Annotated in this window: 14 protein-coding genes; 9 read left to right on the plus strand and 5 right to left on the minus strand. The window is 70.4% G+C overall.

All coding sequences use genetic code 11. The features are described 5' to 3' along the window. Positions 1–50 precede the first annotated feature (50 nt). Both AB0J80_RS10490 and AB0J80_RS10495 read right to left on the minus strand, forming a co-directional pair. On the minus strand, positions 51–674 hold the full coding sequence (locus tag AB0J80_RS10490; protein WP_364702979.1) for a response regulator transcription factor: 624 nt from the start codon (positions 672–674) through the stop codon (positions 51–53). Positions 675–817: 143 nt separating this feature from the next. Further along, positions 818–1,144 carry a hypothetical protein gene (locus tag AB0J80_RS10495; protein ID WP_364702982.1) on the minus strand — a complete coding sequence of 109 codons (327 nt, stop codon included), beginning with the start codon at positions 1,142–1,144 and terminating at the stop codon, positions 818–820. 436 nt (positions 1,145–1,580) lie between these two features. Here AB0J80_RS10495 and AB0J80_RS10500 point away from each other — a divergent pair, with 436 nt between their 5' ends. The 8 genes from AB0J80_RS10500 to AB0J80_RS10535 all read left to right on the plus strand — a co-directional run bounded on the left by AB0J80_RS10500 (position 1,581) and on the right by AB0J80_RS10535 (position 16,271). Further along, positions 1,581–3,932 carry a BTAD domain-containing putative transcriptional regulator gene (locus AB0J80_RS10500; protein WP_364702985.1) on the plus strand — a complete coding sequence of 784 codons (2,352 nt, stop codon included), beginning with the start codon at positions 1,581–1,583 and terminating at the stop codon, positions 3,930–3,932. 56 nt (positions 3,933–3,988) lie between these two features. Next, on the plus strand, positions 3,989–7,468 hold the full coding sequence (locus AB0J80_RS10505; protein WP_364702987.1) for a BTAD domain-containing putative transcriptional regulator: 3,480 nt from the start codon (positions 3,989–3,991) through the stop codon (positions 7,466–7,468). A gap of 262 nt (positions 7,469–7,730) precedes the next feature. After that, entirely contained in the window at positions 7,731–8,816 is a 1,086-nt protein-coding gene (locus AB0J80_RS10510) for an ABC transporter substrate-binding protein (RefSeq protein WP_364702989.1), read from the plus strand. Positions 8,817–9,010: 194 nt separating this feature from the next. Beyond that, complete coding sequence (locus AB0J80_RS10515) at positions 9,011–11,761, plus strand: AbfB domain-containing protein (RefSeq protein ID WP_364702992.1); 2,751 nt, start codon at positions 9,011–9,013, stop codon at positions 11,759–11,761. A 589-nt stretch (positions 11,762–12,350) separates the two neighbouring features. Continuing rightward, on the plus strand, positions 12,351–13,892 hold the full coding sequence (locus AB0J80_RS10520; protein WP_364702994.1) for a sugar ABC transporter ATP-binding protein: 1,542 nt from the start codon (positions 12,351–12,353) through the stop codon (positions 13,890–13,892). Further along, positions 13,882–14,859: an ABC transporter permease gene (locus AB0J80_RS10525; protein WP_364702996.1), complete on the plus strand. Its 978-nt coding sequence runs from the start codon at positions 13,882–13,884 to the stop codon at positions 14,857–14,859. The genes AB0J80_RS10520 and AB0J80_RS10525 overlap by 11 nt, the downstream gene beginning before the upstream one ends. Continuing rightward, positions 14,856–15,875 carry an ABC transporter permease gene (locus AB0J80_RS10530; RefSeq protein ID WP_364702999.1) on the plus strand — a complete coding sequence of 340 codons (1,020 nt, stop codon included), beginning with the start codon at positions 14,856–14,858 and terminating at the stop codon, positions 15,873–15,875. The genes AB0J80_RS10525 and AB0J80_RS10530 overlap by 4 nt, the downstream gene beginning before the upstream one ends. A 12-nt stretch (positions 15,876–15,887) precedes the next feature. After that, positions 15,888–16,271 (plus strand): DUF393 domain-containing protein, encoded by a 384-nt coding sequence (locus AB0J80_RS10535; RefSeq protein WP_364703001.1) that lies wholly within the window; start codon positions 15,888–15,890, stop codon positions 16,269–16,271. Between the two features lie 80 nt (positions 16,272–16,351). Here AB0J80_RS10535 and AB0J80_RS10540 read toward each other — a convergent pair whose 3' ends face one another. The 3 genes from AB0J80_RS10540 to AB0J80_RS10550 form a co-directional block, all read right to left on the minus strand. Then, on the minus strand, positions 16,352–17,056 hold the full coding sequence (locus tag AB0J80_RS10540) for a zf-HC2 domain-containing protein (RefSeq protein ID WP_364703004.1): 705 nt from the start codon (positions 17,054–17,056) through the stop codon (positions 16,352–16,354). Then, entirely contained in the window at positions 17,053–17,574 is a 522-nt protein-coding gene (locus AB0J80_RS10545; RefSeq protein WP_364703007.1) for a sigma-70 family RNA polymerase sigma factor, read from the minus strand. Before AB0J80_RS10545 ends, AB0J80_RS10540 begins: the two co-directional genes overlap by 4 nt. Before the next feature lie 122 nt (positions 17,575–17,696). Continuing rightward, positions 17,697–18,890, minus strand: a complete 1,194-nt coding sequence (locus AB0J80_RS10550) for a neprosin family prolyl endopeptidase (RefSeq protein ID WP_364703009.1) — start codon at positions 18,888–18,890, stop codon at positions 17,697–17,699. A 397-nt stretch (positions 18,891–19,287) separates the two neighbouring features. On the opposite strand from AB0J80_RS10550, the gene AB0J80_RS10555 reads away from it, so the two are divergent. Next, positions 19,288–20,226, plus strand: a complete 939-nt coding sequence (locus tag AB0J80_RS10555) for a magnesium transporter CorA family protein (RefSeq protein ID WP_364703012.1) — start codon at positions 19,288–19,290, stop codon at positions 20,224–20,226. The last annotated feature ends 46 nt before the right edge of the window (positions 20,227–20,272 follow it).

Here is a 20,272-nt window from a genome sequence, read left to right on the forward strand (position 1 = left end):
CCACGACGGTGAGCGAGTCCCACCGGTTCACGGATTCGGCTCGGGAATCGTCAGATCATGCCGCTCCGCAATGCGTAAGCAACTGCGTGCGAACGGTTACGAAGCTTGAGGCGATGGGTGAGCCCGTAAATGACGTTTTTGACGGTTCTTTCCGAGTAGCACAGCTCGCCGGCGATCTCGCTCGTGTCGAATCCGTCCGCCATCAGCCGCAGCACGTCGATCTCGCGCGGCGTGAGGCCCGAGGCGTTCAGGCCGTGCGGGGTGAGCACGTCGCGCTGCAGCCGCTCGATGTGCTTGAGCAGCTCGCCGACCAGGTTCGGCGGCATGACGCCGCCGCCGGCGGCGGCCGCCAGCACGCAGTGCACCAGGCGCTCGGCCGTGACGGCGGACCGCGGGAGGACCGCGACCACCCGGCACTCGACCGCGGTGAGCAGCTCGGTCTCGTTGATCTCGTTGGTGACGAGCACGACCGGGGCGCCCGTCTCGGCGGCCGAGCGCCGCAGCAGGGCGACGACGTCGGTGGTCAGCCGGTCGGTCGAGACGACGAGCACCGTGGCGGCGGCCCGCTCGGCGGCGGGCAGCAGCACGAGCCCGGGACGCGACTGAAGAAAGCTGGCGAGCCCAGCATGGCTGATCGGATCCATCGCCTGCAGGGCGACGCGGACCTGCTCCACTGCTACCTCCGGTTGGTCGATCTGGCCGGGCCAGTCTGGAGGAGGTGGCCTTCAGGAAATCTTCACGCGACCTTCATAGTGGGCGCCGCGGCGTGAAGAACATTGCATCGATGCAGTTCACTGCCGAACTTGCAAACTCTTTGTCAGTCGACGCGCGCCCGGCGCAATGCCCTGATGTACTTCAGGAGTTCCCGCTCGGCCCGCTCGAGCTGCCCCGGGGCCAGCTGGTCCACGAAGACGGCGTCCACGACGGCCTGAACGAGCTCGTCCGGCAGCTCGCCGATGCGCCGCGCGGGCAGCTGCCGCCAGATGCGCACCACCCGCAGCCGTGACCTGACCTGCGCCAGGGTCCGCTCCAGGTCCGCGATCACCGCGTCGGCGCGGACCGCGTCCACGACCAGCCGCCCCTCGGTCGCCAGGGCGAGAAAGAGTTCCCCGGCGAAGGGAAGCGAAGATGCGTCGCCGCTCATCCGCCCTCCTCGCCTGGAGTCCCGTACGGCCCGGTCCCAGCGAGTTCACCAGGGCGACGGCGCCGGCGGGGACCCTCCGCCGCCCGAAGTGCCCCCGCGACCAGCAGGTTTGCCCGGGACGCCCGCATGAAGAGCCGCCCGGCGCGGTAAACGGAAAGCGGATGCTACGCGCAAGTAACCGAAGTCGAGTGGTGAGCGTCGATTCGCGAAGCGGGCGGGAATCGGTCAAGAATGAGTCACGGCAGATCCGCAAACGGTCAACGGCGACGATATGCTTGCCCGGCGCGTGCGACATGATCAGCTTGCATGCATTGATTAGAAACGACTTCGGCAGGGCGGACACAACCGACGGGGGAATGTCGGTCGGCGGTAGAAGGTTGCGCCTTCAACCACCGAGCTGTTGGGAGCAATCCCACGACCACGAGATTGGGTAGCCATGAGGGCAGCGCACGAGGGCATGGACCTTCGCCTGCTGGGCCCCGTCCGGGCATGGCGGGGCGAGACCGAACTACCGCTCGGTTCCGCGCGGCGCGCGGCCGTCCTGGCCGTGCTCGCCCTGCATGCCGGTCACGCCGTCTCCCGTCAGCAGCTCGTCGGTGCACTGTGGGGCGACGAGCCGCCGGCGAGCGCGATCGGCAACGTCTACACGTACGTCTCGACCCTGCGCCGGGTCCTCGAGCCCGACCGTGACCGCTGGGCCGCGGGACAGCTGCTCACCTCCGGCGGCGGCACCTACTGCCTGCACGTCCAGCCGGAGAACGTCGACGTGTTCCGCTTCGAGGCGCTGCGCGACGAGAGCCGCCGGCACCGCGCCGCGGGCGACCGGCTCGCCGAGCTGGCCGCCCTCGAGGCCGCCATGCGGCTCTGGCACGGCGAGGCCCTGTCCGGCGTGCCCGGCCCGTACGCCGAGTCGCAGCGCCTGCGGCTGACCGAGCTGCGGCTGGCGAGCGCGGAACGCCACGCGGCACTGCTCATGGAGCTCGGCCGCAACGACGAGGCGATCGCCGCTCTGCGCGCGCTCGTCCAGACGTACCCGTTGCAGGAGACGCTGCACGGGATGCTGATGACCGCGTTGCAGGCGACCGGCCGTCAGGCCGAGGCCCTGCGGGTGCACGACCACCTGAGCCAGGTGCTGCTGGAGGAGACGGGGACCGAGCCCAGCGCGGCGCTGCGAACCATGCGCCTGCGCATCCTCACCGGCACCAAGGAGCAGCCGCCGCCCTCGGCACGCCCGGCGGCGGTCGTCGCGGGCCCCGCTTCGGACCCCGTCACTCTGATCGGCCGCGACGCCGAGCTGGGCCGGCTGCGGCGCGCCGTCATGGCGGTCGCCGGCGGCCAGGGCCGCAGCATCAGGGTCGTGGGAGCGCCGGGCATGGGCAAGTCGGCGCTGCTCACCGTGGCACTGCGGGGCGACGTGCCGCGCGGGTGCCGGGTGGGCTGGGGCCTCGGCGACGAGCTGGCCCGGCGCATGCCGCTCGGCGTGCTGCTGGAGTGCATGGAGTCGGCGATGTCCGGCGACGCCCCGCGCGAGCTGGTGCGGCACCTGTTCACCGTCGCCGCCGACGCCATCGACGGCCCCCGGCCGCAGACCGTCGAGCGGGCGGTGGACCTGGTCCGGCAGGCCGCCGAGTCGCCGCTGATCCTCGTCGCCGACGACCTGCAGCGCGCGGACAGCACCACGCTCGAGGTCTGGGCCGCCCTGCACGAGCTGACCCGCGAGCTGCCGCTGCTGTTGGTCGCGTCCGTCCGGCCCGGTTCGCCCGAGGTGCTCGGGGTGCCGGCCGACGAGACGGTGGAGCTTCCGCCGCTCGGCGCCGACCAGGCGACGGCGCTGGTCCGGGCGGTCGCCCCGGAGTCGCTCGAGCCGCGGCTGCTGCGCCGGCTGCTCGCCGACGCCGGCGGCAACCCGTACTACCTGCGGCACCTCGCGACGAGCGCCCGCAACGGCACCGGATACCGCGACGTTCCGCCGGCCGAGCTGGTCGCCGCGGTGAACGCGCACCTCGCGGCGTTCAGCGAGGAGACCCGCCACATCCTGCGGGCCTGCGCGTTCCTCGGCGGCGACTGCACGATCGCCGAGGTCGCCGCCGTGACCGACCGGGCGCCCCACGACCTGGCCCGGATCGTCGAACCCGCCCGGGTGGCGGGCGTGCTCACCGAGGACCCGCACACGCTCGCCTTCCGCCACCGGATCGTCTCGCGTGTGCTGCACGAGAGCACCCCGGCCGCCCTGCGGATCATGCTGCACCGGTCCTTCGCCGAGAAGATCGCGGAGCTCGGCGGCGCCCCCGAGCGTGTGGTGGAGCAGCTGCTGGCCGGCCCCGTGCCGCTCGACGCCGGCGCGAGCCGCTGGCTCACCCGGCACATCGACCAGCTCGCGGCCCGGGCCCCCGAGGCCGCGGTGACCATGCTCCGGCAGGTACGAGCCGAGTACGCCCTCGACGAGAGCACCCGGCTCGGCCTCACCGCCTGGCTCGCGCGGCTGCTGCACGACCAGGGACAGAACGCGGTGGCGGACGCCGGCTGGGTGGCCGCCCGCACGACCGACGTGAACCTGGAAGCCGAGATGCAATGGATCATGGCGTGCAGCCACGACCGGCAGGGGGAACACGCCGCCGCCGCCGACCTGGCCCGGGCCGCGCTCAGCTCCCGCCATTTCCCGGAGCCGTGGCTCAACCGCTTCCGCCTGCTGATCACGAGGCTCCGCCCGCATCTGCCCGGTGAGCCGACCGCTCCCCACCTGAGCAGGTCGCTGCTGCTCGGGGACCACGTTTCAGTCAGTCGCTGACGCGCCGGTGCTCGCCAGCTCGGGAGGCACGTCGCCGCCGCGGAATCGGAGGACGGATGTCGGACGACCCGCATGAACCACTCCGGGTGTCGGTTCTCGGCCCGGTCCGGGCCTGGTACGGCGACCGCGAGCTGAACCTGGGCCCGGCCCGGCAGCGCGCCCTCTTCGCCGTCCTCGCCGCCGACGCCAACCGGGTGGTCACCCGCGACGACATCATCGAGGCCGTGTGGGGCACCGCGCCGCCGGCCACCGCGCCGGGCAGCGTCTACACCTATATCTCCGGTCTGCGCCGCGCGCTCGCCCCGGGGCCGGACCGCCGTGCCGCGGCCGAGGTGCTCAGCTCCGGCCCTCATGGGTACTCGCTGCGGATCACGCCGGGCCACCTGGACAGCGACCGTTTCGAGGAGCTCTGCACCGAGGCGGCCACGCGGCAGGAGGCGGGCGATGCGGCGGCCGCGGCGGCGCTCCTCGACGAGGCGCTGCGGCTGTGGCACGGCGAGGCGTACGCGGGCCTGACCGGCGACCGCATCGAGCTGGAACGCACCCGCCTCGGCGACCGCAGGCTCGCGGCGGCGGAGCGGCGGGCCCGGATCGCCATGGAGCTCGACGACGACTCGCTGATCGCCGAGCTGGCCGGGCTCGTCCGCGACTACCCGCTGCACGAGCCCCTGCACGAGCTGCTCATGCTGGCGCTGTACCGGGGCGGCCGGCCGGCCGAGGCGCTGGAGGCGTTCCGTGCGGCCCGCCGTACCCTCGTCACCGAGTTGGGGGTCGAGCCCGGCCCACGGCTGCAGGAGCTGCAGCTCAAGGTGCTCGACGGGTCGGCGGCCGGCGACGAGGCACCGGCCCGGACGGCGGCGGTCGTGCCCACCCAGGTGGCCCGGGCGATCCGGGACGGCGTCGTCGAGCGGCCGCTCTACGGGCGTACGGAAGAAGTCACCCTGCTGCGCGATCTGGTAGGCCGGGCCGCGAGCGGCACCGGCGCCGCGGTCTGGGTCGAGGGCGAGCCGGGCATCGGCAAGACCGAGCTGCTGACCCGATCGCTGTCCGACGCCGACGACGCCGGCTGTCAGCTGTTCTGGGGTGTCGCCGCGGAGCTCGACCAGCACGTCCCGCTGCAGGTGCTGGCCCGGGCGCTGGGCCTGGCGGCGACCTCGCCGGATCCGCGCCGCGCCGCCCTCGCCGGCGACCTGCACTCGCCCTCCGGCGACGACAGCGACGACGCGGGGCCGGGGATCGCGGCGGAACGCATCCTTGCGTACCTGCGGACCGCCTGCGCGGCCACGCCGGTCGTCCTCGTCGTGGACGACCTGCAGTGGGCCGACGAGGCCAGCGTGCTGCTGTGGGACCGCCTGGTCGCGGCCACCCGGCACCTGCCGCTGCTGCTCGTCGCCGCGGCCCGGCCCGAGCCGAACGGTCGCGAGCTGGCGCAGCTGCGCCGGGGCGTACAGCTGCGCGAGGGCCACGTCCTCGTCCTGGAAGCGCTCTCACCGGCGGCCACCGAGGAGATCGTGGCCTCGGTGGTCGGCGCGCCGGTCGGCCCGCACCTGCGGACCGTGGTGAGCCACTCGGGCGGGAACCCGCTCTGCGCCCGGGAGATGGCGTCGGCACTGGTACGCCGGGGCGTGGTGCGGGTCGCGGACGGCCGGGCAGACATCGACGAGTCGGTGCCCGTCGAGGCTCCGCGGTCCCTGCTCGCGGTCGTGCGTACCACTGTGGACTTCCTGAGCGAGGACACCAAGGAAGTGTTGCGGCTGGCGGCTTTGCTCGGTGCGGAGTTCGCTGTGGACGATGTGGTGGCGGTGACCGGGCGCTCGCCGTTCGAGCTGGTGTCCAACCTGGAGGAGGCTCTCACCGCGAGCATCATCGTCGACTCGGGATCGGATCTGGCCTTCCGCCACCCGTTCCTGCGTGAGGCCCTCTACGACAGCATCCCGCGCACCATCAGGGCGCTGCTGCACCGGCAGACCGCCGAGATCCTGTCCCGCGGCGGCAGCCCGGTGACCCGGGTCGCCGAGCAGCTCGCCGCCGAGACCCCCGTGGTCGACGACTGGGTGGTCACCTGGTTGACCGGGCACCACGCCGAGGTGGTCAAGCGGGTGCCGGACATCGCCCGTACGCTGATCCGGCGGGTGCTCGGGACTCTCCTGCCGACGCCGGCGCAGCGCGAGACGCTGCTGATCGCGCTGGTGAAGCTGGACTTCCGGTATGACCGCTACCCGATCGAGGAGGCCCGCGCGGCGCTCGGCATCGCCACCGACCCGTCGGACCGCGCCGAGATGCGGCAGCTGCTGGCCGCGATGCGGTTCCGGCAGGGGCACCCGGCGGAGGCGATCGCGTTGCTCGCCGACGCGGTGCACGATCCGGCCGTGCCGGAGATCTGGCGGACCCGTCACCGCGTGCTGCTGGCCAACTTCCGCCGGGGGTCCCTGGACGACCTCGACCAGGCCGACGAGCGGGCCGCGCGGGTGCATGACGAGGCGATGGCGGCCGGCCAGCCGTACGAGGCGGCGTTCGCGCTGCAGACGAGCTGGCTCACCCACTCCATCCGCCGCGACCACCAGCGGGCCCTCGAGTACGTCGACCGCGCGCTGGAGATCATGCGCGATCACCCGACGTTCGCCGGCATGTACTTCGACCTGCTGGACAACCGCATGTTCACGCTGCAGAACCTCGACCGCCTCGACGAGGCCGAGCGGACGCTGCGCGAGGCGGCCCTGTTCGCGATCCGGCACCGGCTGCCGGCCAGCCTCCAGGTCGCCTCGGCGGTGCAGTACTACTGGCTGGGCCGCTGGGACGACGCGACGGCCGAGGTCAGCGCGGTGACCGATGACGCGCCGGGCATCACCTTCCTGGGCATGCGCGAGCCGGGGGCGGTCGCGATGCTGCTGCACGGGGTCGCCTCGCTGATCGCCGGGCGGCGCCGGGACCACAGCCTGGCCGCGGCCCACCTCGACGCCGCCAACGCCCTGCCGGTGACCGACGCCGAGCGGGAGAGCTGCGACTTCCTGTTGGTGGCACGCGCGCTGGTCGCCGAGCAGCAGGGCCGCGCCGCGGACGCGCTGGAGGAGCTGGCCCCGCTGCTCACCCCGGAGTACGCGCCGATGATGCTGCGGCACCAGTGGTTGCCGGACGCCGTGCGCCTGGCCCTGTCCCTGGACCGCCGCGACCTGGCGGAGCGCGCCGCGGCCATCTGTGCCGCCGAGGCGGCGAAGGAGGTCCGTCCGGCGCGGGCGTTCGCCGCCGCGGCGCGGTGCCGGGCGTTGATGACCGAGGATCCGCAACCGGCCCTGGAGGCGGCCGCCCACTACCGGGCCGTCGGGCGGGTCCCCGAGCTGGCGGGAGCGCTGGAGGACGCGGCGGTGCTGCTGGCCCTGTCGCGGCGGCCGCACGAGGCGGCGCGTACCGGCGCGGAGGCGGCCGAGCTCTACACCGTCCTCGGTGCGCAGTGGGACCTGCACCGCGCCCGGGAGCGGCTCGCCGAGTACGGCATCGACCTCTCCCGCGGCTCCACTCCCACCGCCACGGTCGGGTGACGGCGGGCGGATGTCCAGATGTGATCGGTAACATCACCGCCGAAGCGCAGACGTGAAGCGACCCGACTCCGGGCAACCCTACGCTGACCTGCACTTTTGCGGAGTTGCGGTCGCATAACGACCCTGTGTTGCGTTCGTTTCTGGTTGGTTATGACCATGACCTTGACAGGAAAAGTTCGATAGTGCGTGAATGTGTTTCCGGATGGTAAAGCGTCGATGCCCCCACCGACGAGCTGGGAATCACCACGAAGGAGCACATGCCATGAGCGCCATGTCCGGCCGCTGGAGGCCGGCGGTCATTTCCCTCGGAGCAACCCTGCTCCTGGTCAGTGCCTGCGCGAAGTCCGAGGACAGCACCACCCCCGCGGGCGGGTCCAACGCCTCCGCCGGCGCCCAGGTCGCGCAGTCGGCGGCGCCCGGCGCCAAGACCTGCACGCTGGACCAGTTCGGCGGCAAGAAGGTCGACCTCAAGACCGCCAAGGTCGGCTTCTCCCAGTCGGAGAAGGAGGCCAACCCGTTCCGCATCGCCGAGACCCAGTCCATCAAGGACGAGGCGGCGAAGCTGGGCATCCCCGCGGCCAACCTGCAGACCACCAACGCCAACTCGCAGTTCAACAAGCAGATCAGCGACGTCGAGCAGATGATCGACTCGGGCGTGCAGCTGCTGATCATCGCCCCGCTGAACTCCGACGGCTGGGACTCGGTCTTCGCGAAGGCCTCGGCGAAGAAGGTCCCGATCATCACGATCGACCGGAAGATCAACGCCACCTCCTGCAAGGACTACCTGACCTTCATCGGGTCGGACTTCGAGGAGCAGGGCAAGCGGGCCGCCGACAAGATGGCCGCCGCCATGGGCAACAAGGGGTCGGTCGCGATCCTCCTCGGCTCGCCCGGCAACAACGTGACCACGCTGCGGACCAAGGGCTTCAAGGACCAGATCGCCAAGGTCGCGCCCGAGATCAAGATCGTGTTCGAGCAGACCGGCCAGTTCTCCCGCGAGGAGGGCCAGAAGGTCACCGAGCAGCTGCTGCAGTCCAACGGGGACATCAAGGGCATCTACGCCGAGAACGACGAGATGGCGCTGGGCGCGAAGGTCGCGCTCACCAGCGCCGGCAAGCAGAAGGGTGACGTCAAGATCGTCTCGATCGACGGCACCAAGGGCGCGGTGCAGGGCATCGTCGACGGCTGGATCTACTCGGTGATCGAGTCGAACCCGCGTTTCGGCCCGCTGGCCTTCCAGACGGCGACCAAGTTCTTCAACGGTGAGCCGATCCCCGAGGACATCATCATCAGCGACCGCGAGTACGACGAGAGCAACGCGAAGAGCGACCTGAACAGCGCCTACTGACGCACGGCTCATCCCCCAAGGCGGCGCCCGGATCATCCGGGCGCCGCCTTGCGCCGTTTCCAGCATTGGCGTTCGTCTATTGATTAACCGTGTTCACAAGAGTCAATATGTGTTCCAAGCTGGTGACTCCCTCCCCGCTCGCGGGTCACCGGCGCCCGTCCCCTGCAGCACGCTCCTGGATAGGGAGAACCAACGTGACTGAACATCGAACCCGGTCGTGGCGACGCCTCCTCGCCGCGACCACGGCCGCACTGACCGCCTCGGCCGGCGCCCTGATCGCCACGCAGGCCCCGGCGGCGGCGTTCGTGCCGAAGACTCCCCCGCTCAGCACCCCGTGGACCAGCCAGGTCTCCACGAGCAACCCGCTGCCCGAGTACCCCCGGCCCCAGCTGACCCGGCCCGACTGGCAGAACCTCAACGGCATCTGGCAGTTCGCGGGCGCGGCGAACATCAACAACCCGCCGGTGAACACCACGCTCGGCGAGGAGGTGCTGGTGCCGTACCCGATCGAGAGCGCTCTCTCAGGGATCATGCGGCACGAGGACTACATGTACTACCGCCGGACGTTCACCGTGCCCGCCGGCTGGGCCGGCCGGAACGTCCAGCTCAACTTCGGCGCGGTCGACTGGCAGTCCAAGGTCTGGGTGAACGGCACCCTGCTCGGCACCCACGAGGGCGGCTACGACAAGTTCTCCTACGACATCACCGGCGCGCTGCGGGCCGGCTCGAACGAGGTCATCGTCGGCGTCTGGGACCCCACCAACAACCAGGACATCCCGGTCGGCAAACAGCGCACCAACCGCGGCGGCATCTGGTACACCCCGTCGTCGGGCATCTGGCAGACCGTCTGGCTGGAGCCCACCACCCCGCAGCGCATCACCCGGCTGGACACGACACCCAACGTCGCGGCCGGCGGGCTCGACCTGATCGTGCAGGGCACGCAGGCAGGCGCGAGTGTGACCGCGCAGGTGCTCGACGGCAGCACAGTGGTGGGCACGGCGACCGGCACCGTCGGCAGCAGCTTCCGGATCCCCGTACCGAATGCCCGGCTCTGGACCCCCGACAACCCGTTCCTCTACAACCTCAGGGTGACGATGGCCGGCGGTGACGTCGTGGGCGGCTACTTCGGCATGCGCTCGCTCGGCAAGGCGATGCTCGGCGGCGTGCTGCGCCCCACGCTCAACGGCAAGTTCGTCTACCAGCTCGGCACCCTCGACCAGGGCTTCTGGCCGGACGGCATCTACACCGCACCCACCGACGCCGCCCTGCGCTTCGACCTCGAACAGCAGAAGGCGCTGGGCTTCAACATGGTCCGCAAACACATCAAGGTCGAGAACGACCGCTGGTTCTACTGGGCGGACAGGCTGGGCCTGATGGTCTGGCAGGACATGCCGGCACTGGCCAGCGGCCGCGAACCGTCGACGGCCGGGCGCCAGCGCTTCGAGAAGGAGCTCAAGGAGATGGTCGACGAGCACAAGGGCATCACGTCGATCGTCCAATGGGTGCCGTTCAACGAGGGCTGGGGCGAGTACGACGCCGGCCGCATCGCCGACCTGGTCAAGAGCTGGGACCCGACCCGCCTGGTCAACCACAACTCCGGCTCCAACTGCTGCGACTCCGACCCGGACCCGGGCAACGGCGACGTCATCGACGACCACATGTACGTCGGCCCCGGCATCACCCGCGCCCCGACCGCCACCCGCATCGCGGTCAACGGCGAGTACGGCGGCCTCGGCCTGCGCGTCCCCGGACACGAGTGGCCGACCAGCGGCAAGTTCGCGTACGAGTGGCTGCCCGACTCCACCGCCCTCACCAGCCGCTACGTCCAGATCACCAGCAAGCTCATCGACCTGGTCAACGGCAACGGCCTCTCCGGATCCGTCTACACCGAGCCCACCGACGTGGAGGAGGAGCTCAACGGCTTCTACACCTACGACCGCCAGATCCAGAAAATGGACTTCGCCCGCGTCCGAGCCGTCAACCAGAGCGTCCTCGGCGCGGCCAACGGCACGACCCTGTCGACGAACAAGCTCGCCTCCCTGCGCGTCACCACCCCCGGCTACACCAACCGCTACCTCCGCCACCGCGACGGCGCGGCCAGAACAGACGCGATCAGTACGACCAGCGCGACGACCGACCGCCAGGACGCCACCTTCTGGGTGCGCCCCGGCCTGGCCAACAGCGCCTGCTACTCGTTCGAGTCCCGCAACTTCCCGGGCCGCTACCTCCGGCACCGCGACTACCGGGTCTACAGCGAGGCAGGCACCGGCGGCACCTTCAACGCGGACGCGACCTTCTGCGCCCGCCCCGGCCTGTCGGGCGGCGGCACCTCCCTCGAGGCGTCGAACATGGCGGGCTACTACCTCCGCCACCGCAACGAAGAAGTCTGGATGGACCAGAACACCGGCGGCTCCTTCACCGACGACGCGACGTGGGCGGTATCCGCGCCCCTGTGGCGCAGCGGAGCCGACCTGGCCGTCGGCCAGAAGCGCTCCTTCCGGGTCACCACGCCCGGCTACGACACCCGCTACCTGCGGCACTACGACGGGCTGGCCCGCACGGACGTGATCACCACGGCGAGCTCGGCCACCGACCGGGCGGACGCGACGTTCACGGTCCGCACGGGGTTCGCCGACACGAGCTGCTACTCGTTCGAGTCGGTCAACTTCCCGGGGCAGTACCTGAGGCACGCCGGGTACCGGCTGCAGAAGGCGTCGAACGACAACACGACGACATTCCTGCAGGACGCGACATTCTGCGCACAACCGGCACTCAACGGTGGCGGCGGGAACGTGTCGCTGGAGTCGTTCAACTATCCGGGGTACTACTGGCGGCACTACGCCGAGGCGGTGTACATCGCGACGAACGGCGGCGGGAACACGTGGGACAGTTCGGCGAGCTATGCGGCCGACGCGACGTGGAACAACGCGGCGCCGTTGGGCTGAGGCTCGGCGGGGTTGGCGCGGGCCGGGTGGCGAGGAGCCGCCCGGCCCGCGGTCCCGGTGGCCGGGTGGCGAGGAGCCCCTGAGCCCGCGGTCCCGGTGGTCGGTGCGTCACGACTCGGCCGGGTCCGGATGACGGGCGTTCGCGACCACGAACTGCATTCGCGCTGCTCCGCGAACGGCGTTCGTCACGTTCCTCACTCCGCTCGCGCACCGAAGGACCCGCGAACGGCGTTCCCCACGACCGACGACCCGCTTCCCACCGCTACACCGCGAACCGCATCCCACCACCACCCCGAACGCCGTTCCCCACGACCGACGGCCCGCTTCGCACCCACTGCACCACGTACGGCGTCCCACGCCCGCCGACGAACGGCGTTCTCACACCACCGACCAACCGCTCCCGAACGCCGCACGACGAACTGCGTCCCACCGTCGCCTACGAACGGTGTTTCCGCACCTCACGGCCCTCTCCTAGGTCAGCTTCGCGACCCGCTCCGGCCCGCTCGGCAGCCACCGTTCCCACGATCTCCTCCGAACGGCGATGTTCGAAGTCTTGACGGATTATGTTGAGAAGTGAGTGAATGCGTTCATGGCGCTGCTAGAAGTCGTCGATGTCTCGAAGGTGTTCCCGGGCGTGCGCGCCCTGGACGGTGTGTCCTTCACTCTGCAAGCGGGCGAAGTACACGCCCTGGTCGGCGAGAACGGCGCCGGGAAGTCCACTCTGATCAAGGTTTTGACCGGCGTCTACCAGCCGGACGGCGGCGAGGTGCGCTACCACGACGAGCCCGTCCGGTTCGATTCGCCCATGGACGCCCAGCGCGCCGGAATCTCCACGATCTACCAGGAGGTCAACCTCATCCCGCTGATGAGCGTGGCCCACAACCTGTTCCTGGGCCGCGAGCCGCGCAACGCGCTCGGCCTGCTCGACGAGAAGCGGATGTTCCGCGAGGCCCACGAGATCCTGCTCCGCTACGGCGTCACCACCGACGTACGCCGCCAGCTCGGCACCCTCGCCCTCGGCGCGCAGCAGATGGTCGCGCTCGCGCGGGCGGTCATGATCGACGCGAAGGTCGTCATCATGGACGAGCCGACGTCCTCGCTCGAGCCGCGGGAGGTCGAGACGCTGTTCGGCGTGATCCGGGACCTGCACGCGCAGGGCATCGGCATCGTCTATGTGAGTCACCGGCTCGACGAGCTCTACCAGATCTGCGACGCGGTCACGATCCTGCGCGACGGCAAGGTGGTGCACACCGGCAAGCTCGCCGACCTCGAGCGCATCCGGCTCGTCTCGCTGATGCTCGGCCGGGACATGTCCGCCGTACGCCGGGAGGGTTTCACGGGTTTCACCGGCGACCACACCGGCGCGGACGACGCCGCGCCCGTGCTGCGGGTGTCGCACCTCAACAGCCGGCACAAGCTGCACGACATCAGCTTCGCCGTTCAGCCGGGCGAGGTGGTCGGGCTGGGCGGACTGCTCGGCGCCGGGCGCAGCGAGACGATCAAGGCGATCGGTGGGGCGTACCCGGTCGACAGCGGCACCGTGGAGGTCGACGGCAAGGACCTCAAGCGTCCGACCACCGTGCAGGCGGTCAAGGCCGGGATCGCGGTCCAGCCCGAGGACCGCAAGGCGGAGGGCATCGTCGCCGGCCTGTCCGTGCGGGAGAACATCGCGCTGGCGGTCCTGCCCCGGATGTCGCGGCTGGGACTGGTCTCCGACCGCAAGATCGACGAGATCGTCTCCACCTACATGACCCGGTTGCGGATCAAGGCGTCCAGCCCGGACCAGCGGGTGGGTGACCTGTCTGGCGGCAACCAGCAGAAGGTGCTGCTGGCGCGCCTGCTCGCCACCCAGCCCAAGGTGCTGCTGCTGGACGAGCCCACGCGCGGTATCGACGTCGGCGCGAAGGCGGAGGTGCAGGGGCTCATCGACGAGCTGGCCTCCGAGGGGCTGGGCGTGGTGCTCGTGTCCTCCGACGCGGAGGAGCTGGTCGAGGGCGCCGACCGGGTCGTGGTGCTGCGCGACGGCGCGGTGGTCGGCGAGCTGCGCGGCGACGACGTGACCACCGAGGCGCTGCTGGAGACGATCGCCGCGGCGGCGGTCGAAGCGAAAGAGGTCGGCAATGAAGACTGAGGCTGCGACCGCCCCGCGGCCCGCCCTGGACATCGATCTGGCCCGGGTACGTGCGTGGCTGCCGAAGTACGGCGTCTACGTCGCGATCGCGGTGCTGGTCCTCTACAACGTGCTGTTCACGCCCAACTTCCTGACCTGGAGCAACCTGCGCATCCAGCTCATCCAGGTCGCCCCGATCGTCATCGTGGCGCTGGGCATGGCGCTGGTGATCGGCACCGAGGGCATCGACCTTTCGGTCGGCTCGGTGATGGCGCTCGCGGCCGCCCTCATCCCGCTCTATCTCGGGTACGGCGTGATCGCGGCGATTCTCGTCTCGCTGCTGGCCGGCGTTGCCGTGGGCCTGGTCAACGGCACCCTCGTGGCAAGGGTGGGGCTGCAACCGATCGTCGCGACCCTGGCACTGTTCGTGGGCGGCCGGGGGCTGGCGCTGGTCATCTCGAACGGCCAGCTGAAAGACGTTCGGAACGAGGAGCTCATCTTCCTCGGCTCCGGCGACCTGTTCGGCATTCCGATGCTGGTGTGGATCGCGGCGCTGCTGGTGCTCGTCGTCGCGTTCGTCGTACGGCGTACGGTGTTCGGCCGCCGGCTGCTGGCCATCGGCGGCAACCGCCCGGCGACGGAGCTGGCCGGCGTACCCGTGAAGCGCGTCCTCATCACTGTCTACGTCGCCTGCGCGGTGCTGGCGTCCATCGCCGGCCTGCTTGCCGTCGCCCGCATCCAGTCCAGCGACGCCTCGGCGGTCGGCCTGCTCATCGAGCTCTCCGCGATCACCGCCGTGGTGGTCGGCGGCACCCCGCTGACCGGCGGGAAGATCCGCATCGTCGGGACCGTCGCCGGCGCCCTGCTCATGCAACTGGTGGTGGCAACGATGATCAAGCACAACCTGCAGCCGTCCACGACGGAGATGGTGCAGGCCGTGATCATCCTCATCGCCGTCTACGCCGCCCGAGAGAGGAAGACCCGGTGACCCAGCAGATCGCGTCGGAACCGCAGGCCCCCGCGGTCGTCGCCGCCGACGAGCGCCGGGCCCAGCGCACCGACCGTCTCGTCGGCCTCGTGCAACGGCAGGGCGCGCTGGCCGTGCTCATCACGGTCGTGATCATCGCGTCGGCGGTGTTCCCCAACTTCCGCAGCTACGACAACGCCGGCACGATCCTGGTCGCGGCGGCTCCACCCGCGCTGATCGCGCTCGGCATGACCTTCGTGATCATCACGGGCGGCATCGACCTCTCCGTGGGCTCGCTGTACGTCCTCGGCGGCGTCGTCTCGGCCTATGCGTCGCAGTGGGGACTCGTTCCGGCGTTCCTCGTGCCGCTGGCTGTCTGCGGGTTCATCGGAGTGCTGAACGGCGTGCTCATCGCGTACACAAGAATGGCGCCCTTCATCGTCACCCTGGCGGCTCTGCTCGGGGCGCGGGGGCTGATGCGCGCGCTCAGCAGCGAGGGTTCGAAGACGTATCTGGTCACCGACGACACGTTCCGCAGCTTCGGCACGGGCTCGTTCCTGGGCATCGGGTACCCGGTATGGCTGGTGGCGGTGGTGTTCGCGCTGGGGATGGTGCTGCTGTCCCGCACGCGGTTCGGTCACGCGGTCTACGCCGTCGGTGGGAGTGAGGACGCCGCGAGCCTCATGGGCGTCGCTGTTCGGCGTACCAAAGTCTGGGTCTATGTCATGTCCGGTCTGCTCGCCGGCCTCGCTGGGGCGATCAACGCGGCCAAGCTCGGCTCGGGCGTCACGGTCCTGGGCACGGGCATGGAGCTCGACGCGATCGCCGCGGTGGTCATCGGCGGCACGCTGCTGACCGGCGGCGCGGGCACCATCGCCGGCACGATCGCCGGCGTGCTGCTGCTCGGCGTCATCCAGAACATGATCAACCAGGTCGGCAACGTGCCGAGCAGCTACCAGCAGGTCATCAGCGGCGCATTCCTCGCCGTGGTGGTCGTCGCCCAGACCTACCTGGTCCGGCTCCGCCGGGTGACCTGACAGGATGAACGCATGGAACCGACCCTCGTGTACGACGGCGACTGTTCGTTCTGCAGTTCGTGCGCGCAGTTCATCGAACGCCGTATTCCGTCGCGTGCGACGGTGGTCCCGTGGCAGTTCGCCGACCTCGATGCGCTGGGGCTGACGCTCGAGCAGGTCGAGGAGGCGGTGCAGTGGGTCGGCCCGGACGGCACGATCGCCTCCGGGCCGGACGCCGTCGCGATGCTGCTGCGCGATGCCGGCCGGCTCTGGGAGGTTCCGGGCCGCGCGCTGCAGCTCAAGCCTGTCGGCCTGCTGGCCTGGCCGGTGTACCGCTGGATCGCCGGCCACCGCCATCTGCTTCCGGGCGGCACGGCGGCGTGCTCGCTCCCCCGAGCCAGGTCCGACGCCGCCTGACCGGTCCGCTCAGCCGGGGTCATGTCCGACGCGCCCTGCGTTCGCCGCCGCGGGCCGGGTCCGGCACCTGACCGGTCCGATTAGTCCAGTCTGGCTGTGCCGAGCACGTGCCCCTGCTTGTCCGCCACCGCCACCGAACGGACATTGGGCAGCTGGATGGAGCTGGCACCGGTGACCTTGGCGTTGCCGCTGGGCGTGGGGCCCCAGACCGCCGCCTCCTCCATCGAGCCGTCCGCCTCGCGAACCTGGCAGACGAACGGTCCGGTGCCGCGCAGCCGGGACACGTTCAGGTCGATCGACACTCCCCACGTCTTGCCGGTCAGCACCGCCTCGCCGGTCATTCCGCTGCCGCTCGCGGACTCGAACACCGCGGTGACCAGCGGCGGCCGGCTCGGCACCGCCTGAGGTGGCGGGGTCGGCCGCTCGTCGTCGCCGGCCACCACGAACCCCACCGAGACGGCAGCCACGAGCACCACCGCCGCAGCCGCCGCCAGCCAGCGCGTGCGCAACGAACGGCGTTCGCGGGCGTGTTCGGCCCGCATTTTGCCGAGCAGGCCTTCGATCCGGTCGGCGCTGGGCCGCGTGCCGGGCGCGACCGCAGGGGCGGGCGAGCTCTTCAAGGACCGGAGCATTTCCGGTACGGGACCGAGCTGCTCCAACTCCGCACGGCAGGCGTCGCAGTGCACCAGATGGGCGTCGAGCCGGTCGGTGTCGGCGTCGTCCAGGCCGCCCAGCAGGTAACCGCCGAGCAGTCTGCGCAGGTCGTCGTGGTCGGCGGGGTTCATCGCAGCACCCCCATCTCCTCGAACACCTGCCGCAGCGCGCGCACCGCGTAGAACGCCCGCGACTTCACCGTTCCCTCGGGCACGGACAGGCTCTTGGCGGCGTCCGCGACCGTTCTTCCCTCGTAGTACATCGCCTGTACGACCGCACGGTGGTCGGCCGACAGCCGTTCCAGGGCCTCGGCCACCAGCCACCCCTCGACGAGCTGGTCGACGTTGTCCGCCGACGGCACCGCGGCGACCGCGGCGTCGTCGGCGACCAGATGCGGTCTGCGCTGCTCGGCCCGCCAGGCGTTGGTGACCACGTTGCGGGCGATCGTGAGCAGGTAGGACCGGGTGCGGCCGGGGTCCGGGTCCAGATGCCCGATGTGCCGCCACGCCCGCAGCAGCGTCTCCTGCACCAGGTCCTCGCCCTTGTGCCGGTCCTTGACGTAGCGCGAGATGAAGCTGAGCAGCACCGCGTAGTGCTCGGTGTACAGCGCGGTCATGAGCTCCTCGTCGGGACTCACCCGTCGTCTCATCGCCGCCTCCCGTCGGTACCCCGCCTCGTTGTACCCCGCCCGTGGCCGCACGGTTCGATCAGCACACGACAAAAGAGGCCCGATCCCCTCGTACGAGATCAGGCCTCTCCGTCAGGCTGCGGTCAGCAGGCTCCCGCACCGCCGAACCGGAACGTCCGGTCGCTGAGGGAGACGGCGCTGTAGAGATCGCTCGTGGCACGCACGGTTGCCCGGGGTTCCGGACCGTTGGTCATGGAGATCGAGCCGACACGCGCGGCGAGGCCATCCGACGCCGGCAGGCCGTTGCCCATGTCGGTGCACGGCGTCGAGCTCGCCGCGGCCACCTCGCCGAACCACTGGGTCAGGCCGCCGCGGGTGTACGTGCCGTTCCACAGCCGGTCGGGGAAGTACCCGATCCACTCCGAGTCGTACGCGATCCACCACACGTTGCCGGAGTGCTGGATGCCGAACCGCTTCTGCGTCCCGGTCGGCAGCGTGTCCCCGGGCTTGATCGTCTTGCTGTATACCTCGAAGCCGCACGCGTTGTAGCAGCTCGGCTGCCGGTCCTTCCAGTAGTAGACGAACAGGTGGGGATCCGCGTCGCCGTTGACGGTGCGGTCCACGGTCCAGCCGACCTCCACGATCTGCCGCCCGTCCGCGGACTGCACCGCGATCTCGGTCAAGGTGTGGAAGTCGTCGCGGTTCAGCTCGGGCTTGGCGATGCTGAGGTTGGCCCAGGTGCCGTCGGTCTCGCCGGTCTGGGTGCCGACCGCGTAGTGGAAGTAGACGTCACTCGCCGCGGCGGCCGCGCCGGCGACCGGGGGCGCCGGCGGCACGATGGTGGTCCGGGCCTTGCGCAGGATTCCGGTACGCGAGTTGCGGCCCTTCGGGGCGTACTCGGGCACGGGCTCCAGGGAGCCGCTCGTGTCGGCCGGGGCGGCGTCCGCGCCGGCGGCGGCGACCGCGGCGCTGGAGGCACCGGCGCGGGCCCGCTTCAGTTTCGACGGTCGCTCGCCCCAGGGCAGCAGCTTCGGCGGGGTCGGCAGAGGAGCGCCGTTGCTGGTTTCCATCGTGTCGGGAGCCGTCGCTCCACCGGGAACCGCTGCACCGTCGGCTGCCGCGGCCTTTGCCGTCGCCGAGTCGGTTCCCGCTTCGTTCGCTGCAGCTTCGCCGGCCGCCGCCTTGTCCGCGGCCGCGTCGTCGACTGCAGCTCCGCCGATTGCCGCCTCGTCGACTGCGGTTCCGGCGGCTGCCGCCTCGCCCGGCAGGGCTACGGCGGGCGCCGGGGCCTCCGGCGTCTCTTCGGCGTTGGCGTTCAGGGTCCACACGACCCCCATGGAACCGACTACGGCGGCGGCTAGGCCGGCGGCGAGCAAACCGCGGCGGGAGTTCGACACGTGTCCGTCCTCGTTCATCGGGGGGCTCGGAGGCAGGGGGCGAGGGGGGTCCTCCGGGCACCCGCTCTCGCAGGCGTCGCCGACCATATAACGCTCCGGATACCGGTGGCTGCGCTCGGACGACCATTCCGCCTGAACGGTTGAGGACCTGGGCCGATCCGGTGAATCAAGACGGGCAAGGATCGACCGTAAGTGTCTATCCGGTCGCTGTGCGGCAAATTACCCAGACTCTTTGTGAAAGAGGCTTAGAGGTGTGAGGCTCTTTCGGGTCTAGCGTGGAGCCATGTCGGAAATCGATATTCTTCTGTTGACGGAGCAGGGTGCCGAAAAGCGTCATATGTCCGAACTCGACGAATTGTTGGCGCGCGACGACACACTTATCTGGGTAGATATTCGGCAGTGCGACGAGGAAGCCGTACACCTGCTCACCGACGTGCTGCACTGCCACCCGCTCGCCGCACGGGACTGCGCCGTGCGCAACCGGGTGCCACGGGTGCACATCTATCCGCAGCACCATCTCCTCATCCTGCACGGGCCCGAACGAGGACCCTCGGGGCACGTCCACTACCTCGAGCTCGACCAGATCATCGGCGACCGGTACGTCGTGACCGTGCACGGCCCCCTGAACCCGGCGGTGGATCCCCAGGTCGCGCTGCGGGAGACCGACGCCGTCCGCCGCCGGCTCGAGAGCGGGCGCCTGCGGCCGAAGTCGCCGTACGAGCTCTCGTACGCGATCGTCTCCACCCTCGCCCAGCGCCTGGAGTCGTTCATCGAAGAAATCACCCGCGACGTGTGGCAGCTCGAGCAGCGGGTGACCGGCGGACACATGGGCAACCCGGAGGAGTTTCTCGAGGAATTGTTCCAAGCCCGGCACGGCCTGCTCGCGGTCCGCACGATGGGCGCTCTCGGCGCCGAGGTGTACGGCCGAATCGTCGCACTCGGCCAAAGAGTCAAGAACTCCGATCTTTCCTTGATCACCGACGTCGTTGATCAATTCGGCCGGATCAGAGGACTCGCCGACGGTCAACGTGAATATCTCCAGGGCGTGATCGAGTTCTACCGAGTGCGCGCCGAGACGAAAATGACCATCGCGGCGGAACGCCTCGCGGTGATCGCCGTGGTGACTTTGCCGATCACCGCACTCTCCTCCATTTACGGCATGAACATCATCGTGAACGACAACACCCATCTGCCCCAATTGATCGCGGTCCTGGTGGTCATGGCGATCATGTCCGCCATGCTCCTGACGTGGGCCAAACGCCGCGGCTGGTGGTAGCCGCCGACCGCGGCGCCGTCATATCCGGCTCACCCGACGGCCGCCG

The organism is Actinoplanes sp. NPDC049548 (genome assembly GCF_040676695.1).
In the GTDB taxonomy this organism is placed as follows: Bacteria; Actinomycetota; Actinomycetes; order Mycobacteriales; family Micromonosporaceae; genus Actinoplanes.

What these genes read in the sequence shown, in the direction of transcription:
- AB0J80_RS10495 (WP_364702982.1), bottom strand. Translation starts at nt 1,144, where the DNA reads ATGAGCGGCGACGCATCTTCGCTTCCCTTCGCCGGGGAACTCTTTCTC.
- AB0J80_RS10500 (WP_364702985.1), top strand. Translation starts at nt 1,581, where the DNA reads ATGAGGGCAGCGCACGAGGGCATGGACCTTCGCCTGCTGGGCCCCGTC.
- AB0J80_RS10505 (WP_364702987.1), top strand. Translation starts at nt 3,989, where the DNA reads ATGTCGGACGACCCGCATGAACCACTCCGGGTGTCGGTTCTCGGCCCG.
- AB0J80_RS10510 (WP_364702989.1), top strand. Translation starts at nt 7,731, where the DNA reads ATGAGCGCCATGTCCGGCCGCTGGAGGCCGGCGGTCATTTCCCTCGGA.
- AB0J80_RS10520 (WP_364702994.1), top strand. Translation starts at nt 12,351, where the DNA reads ATGGCGCTGCTAGAAGTCGTCGATGTCTCGAAGGTGTTCCCGGGCGTG.
- AB0J80_RS10525 (WP_364702996.1), top strand. Translation starts at nt 13,882, where the DNA reads ATGAAGACTGAGGCTGCGACCGCCCCGCGGCCCGCCCTGGACATCGAT.
- AB0J80_RS10535 (WP_364703001.1), top strand. Translation starts at nt 15,888, where the DNA reads ATGGAACCGACCCTCGTGTACGACGGCGACTGTTCGTTCTGCAGTTCG.
- AB0J80_RS10540 (WP_364703004.1), bottom strand. Translation starts at nt 17,056, where the DNA reads ATGAACCCCGCCGACCACGACGACCTGCGCAGACTGCTCGGCGGTTAC.
- AB0J80_RS10545 (WP_364703007.1), bottom strand. Translation starts at nt 17,574, where the DNA reads ATGAGACGACGGGTGAGTCCCGACGAGGAGCTCATGACCGCGCTGTAC.
- AB0J80_RS10550 (WP_364703009.1), bottom strand. Translation starts at nt 18,890, where the DNA reads ATGGGGGTCGTGTGGACCCTGAACGCCAACGCCGAAGAGACGCCGGAG.
- AB0J80_RS10555 (WP_364703012.1), top strand. Translation starts at nt 19,288, where the DNA reads ATGTCCGAACTCGACGAATTGTTGGCGCGCGACGACACACTTATCTGG.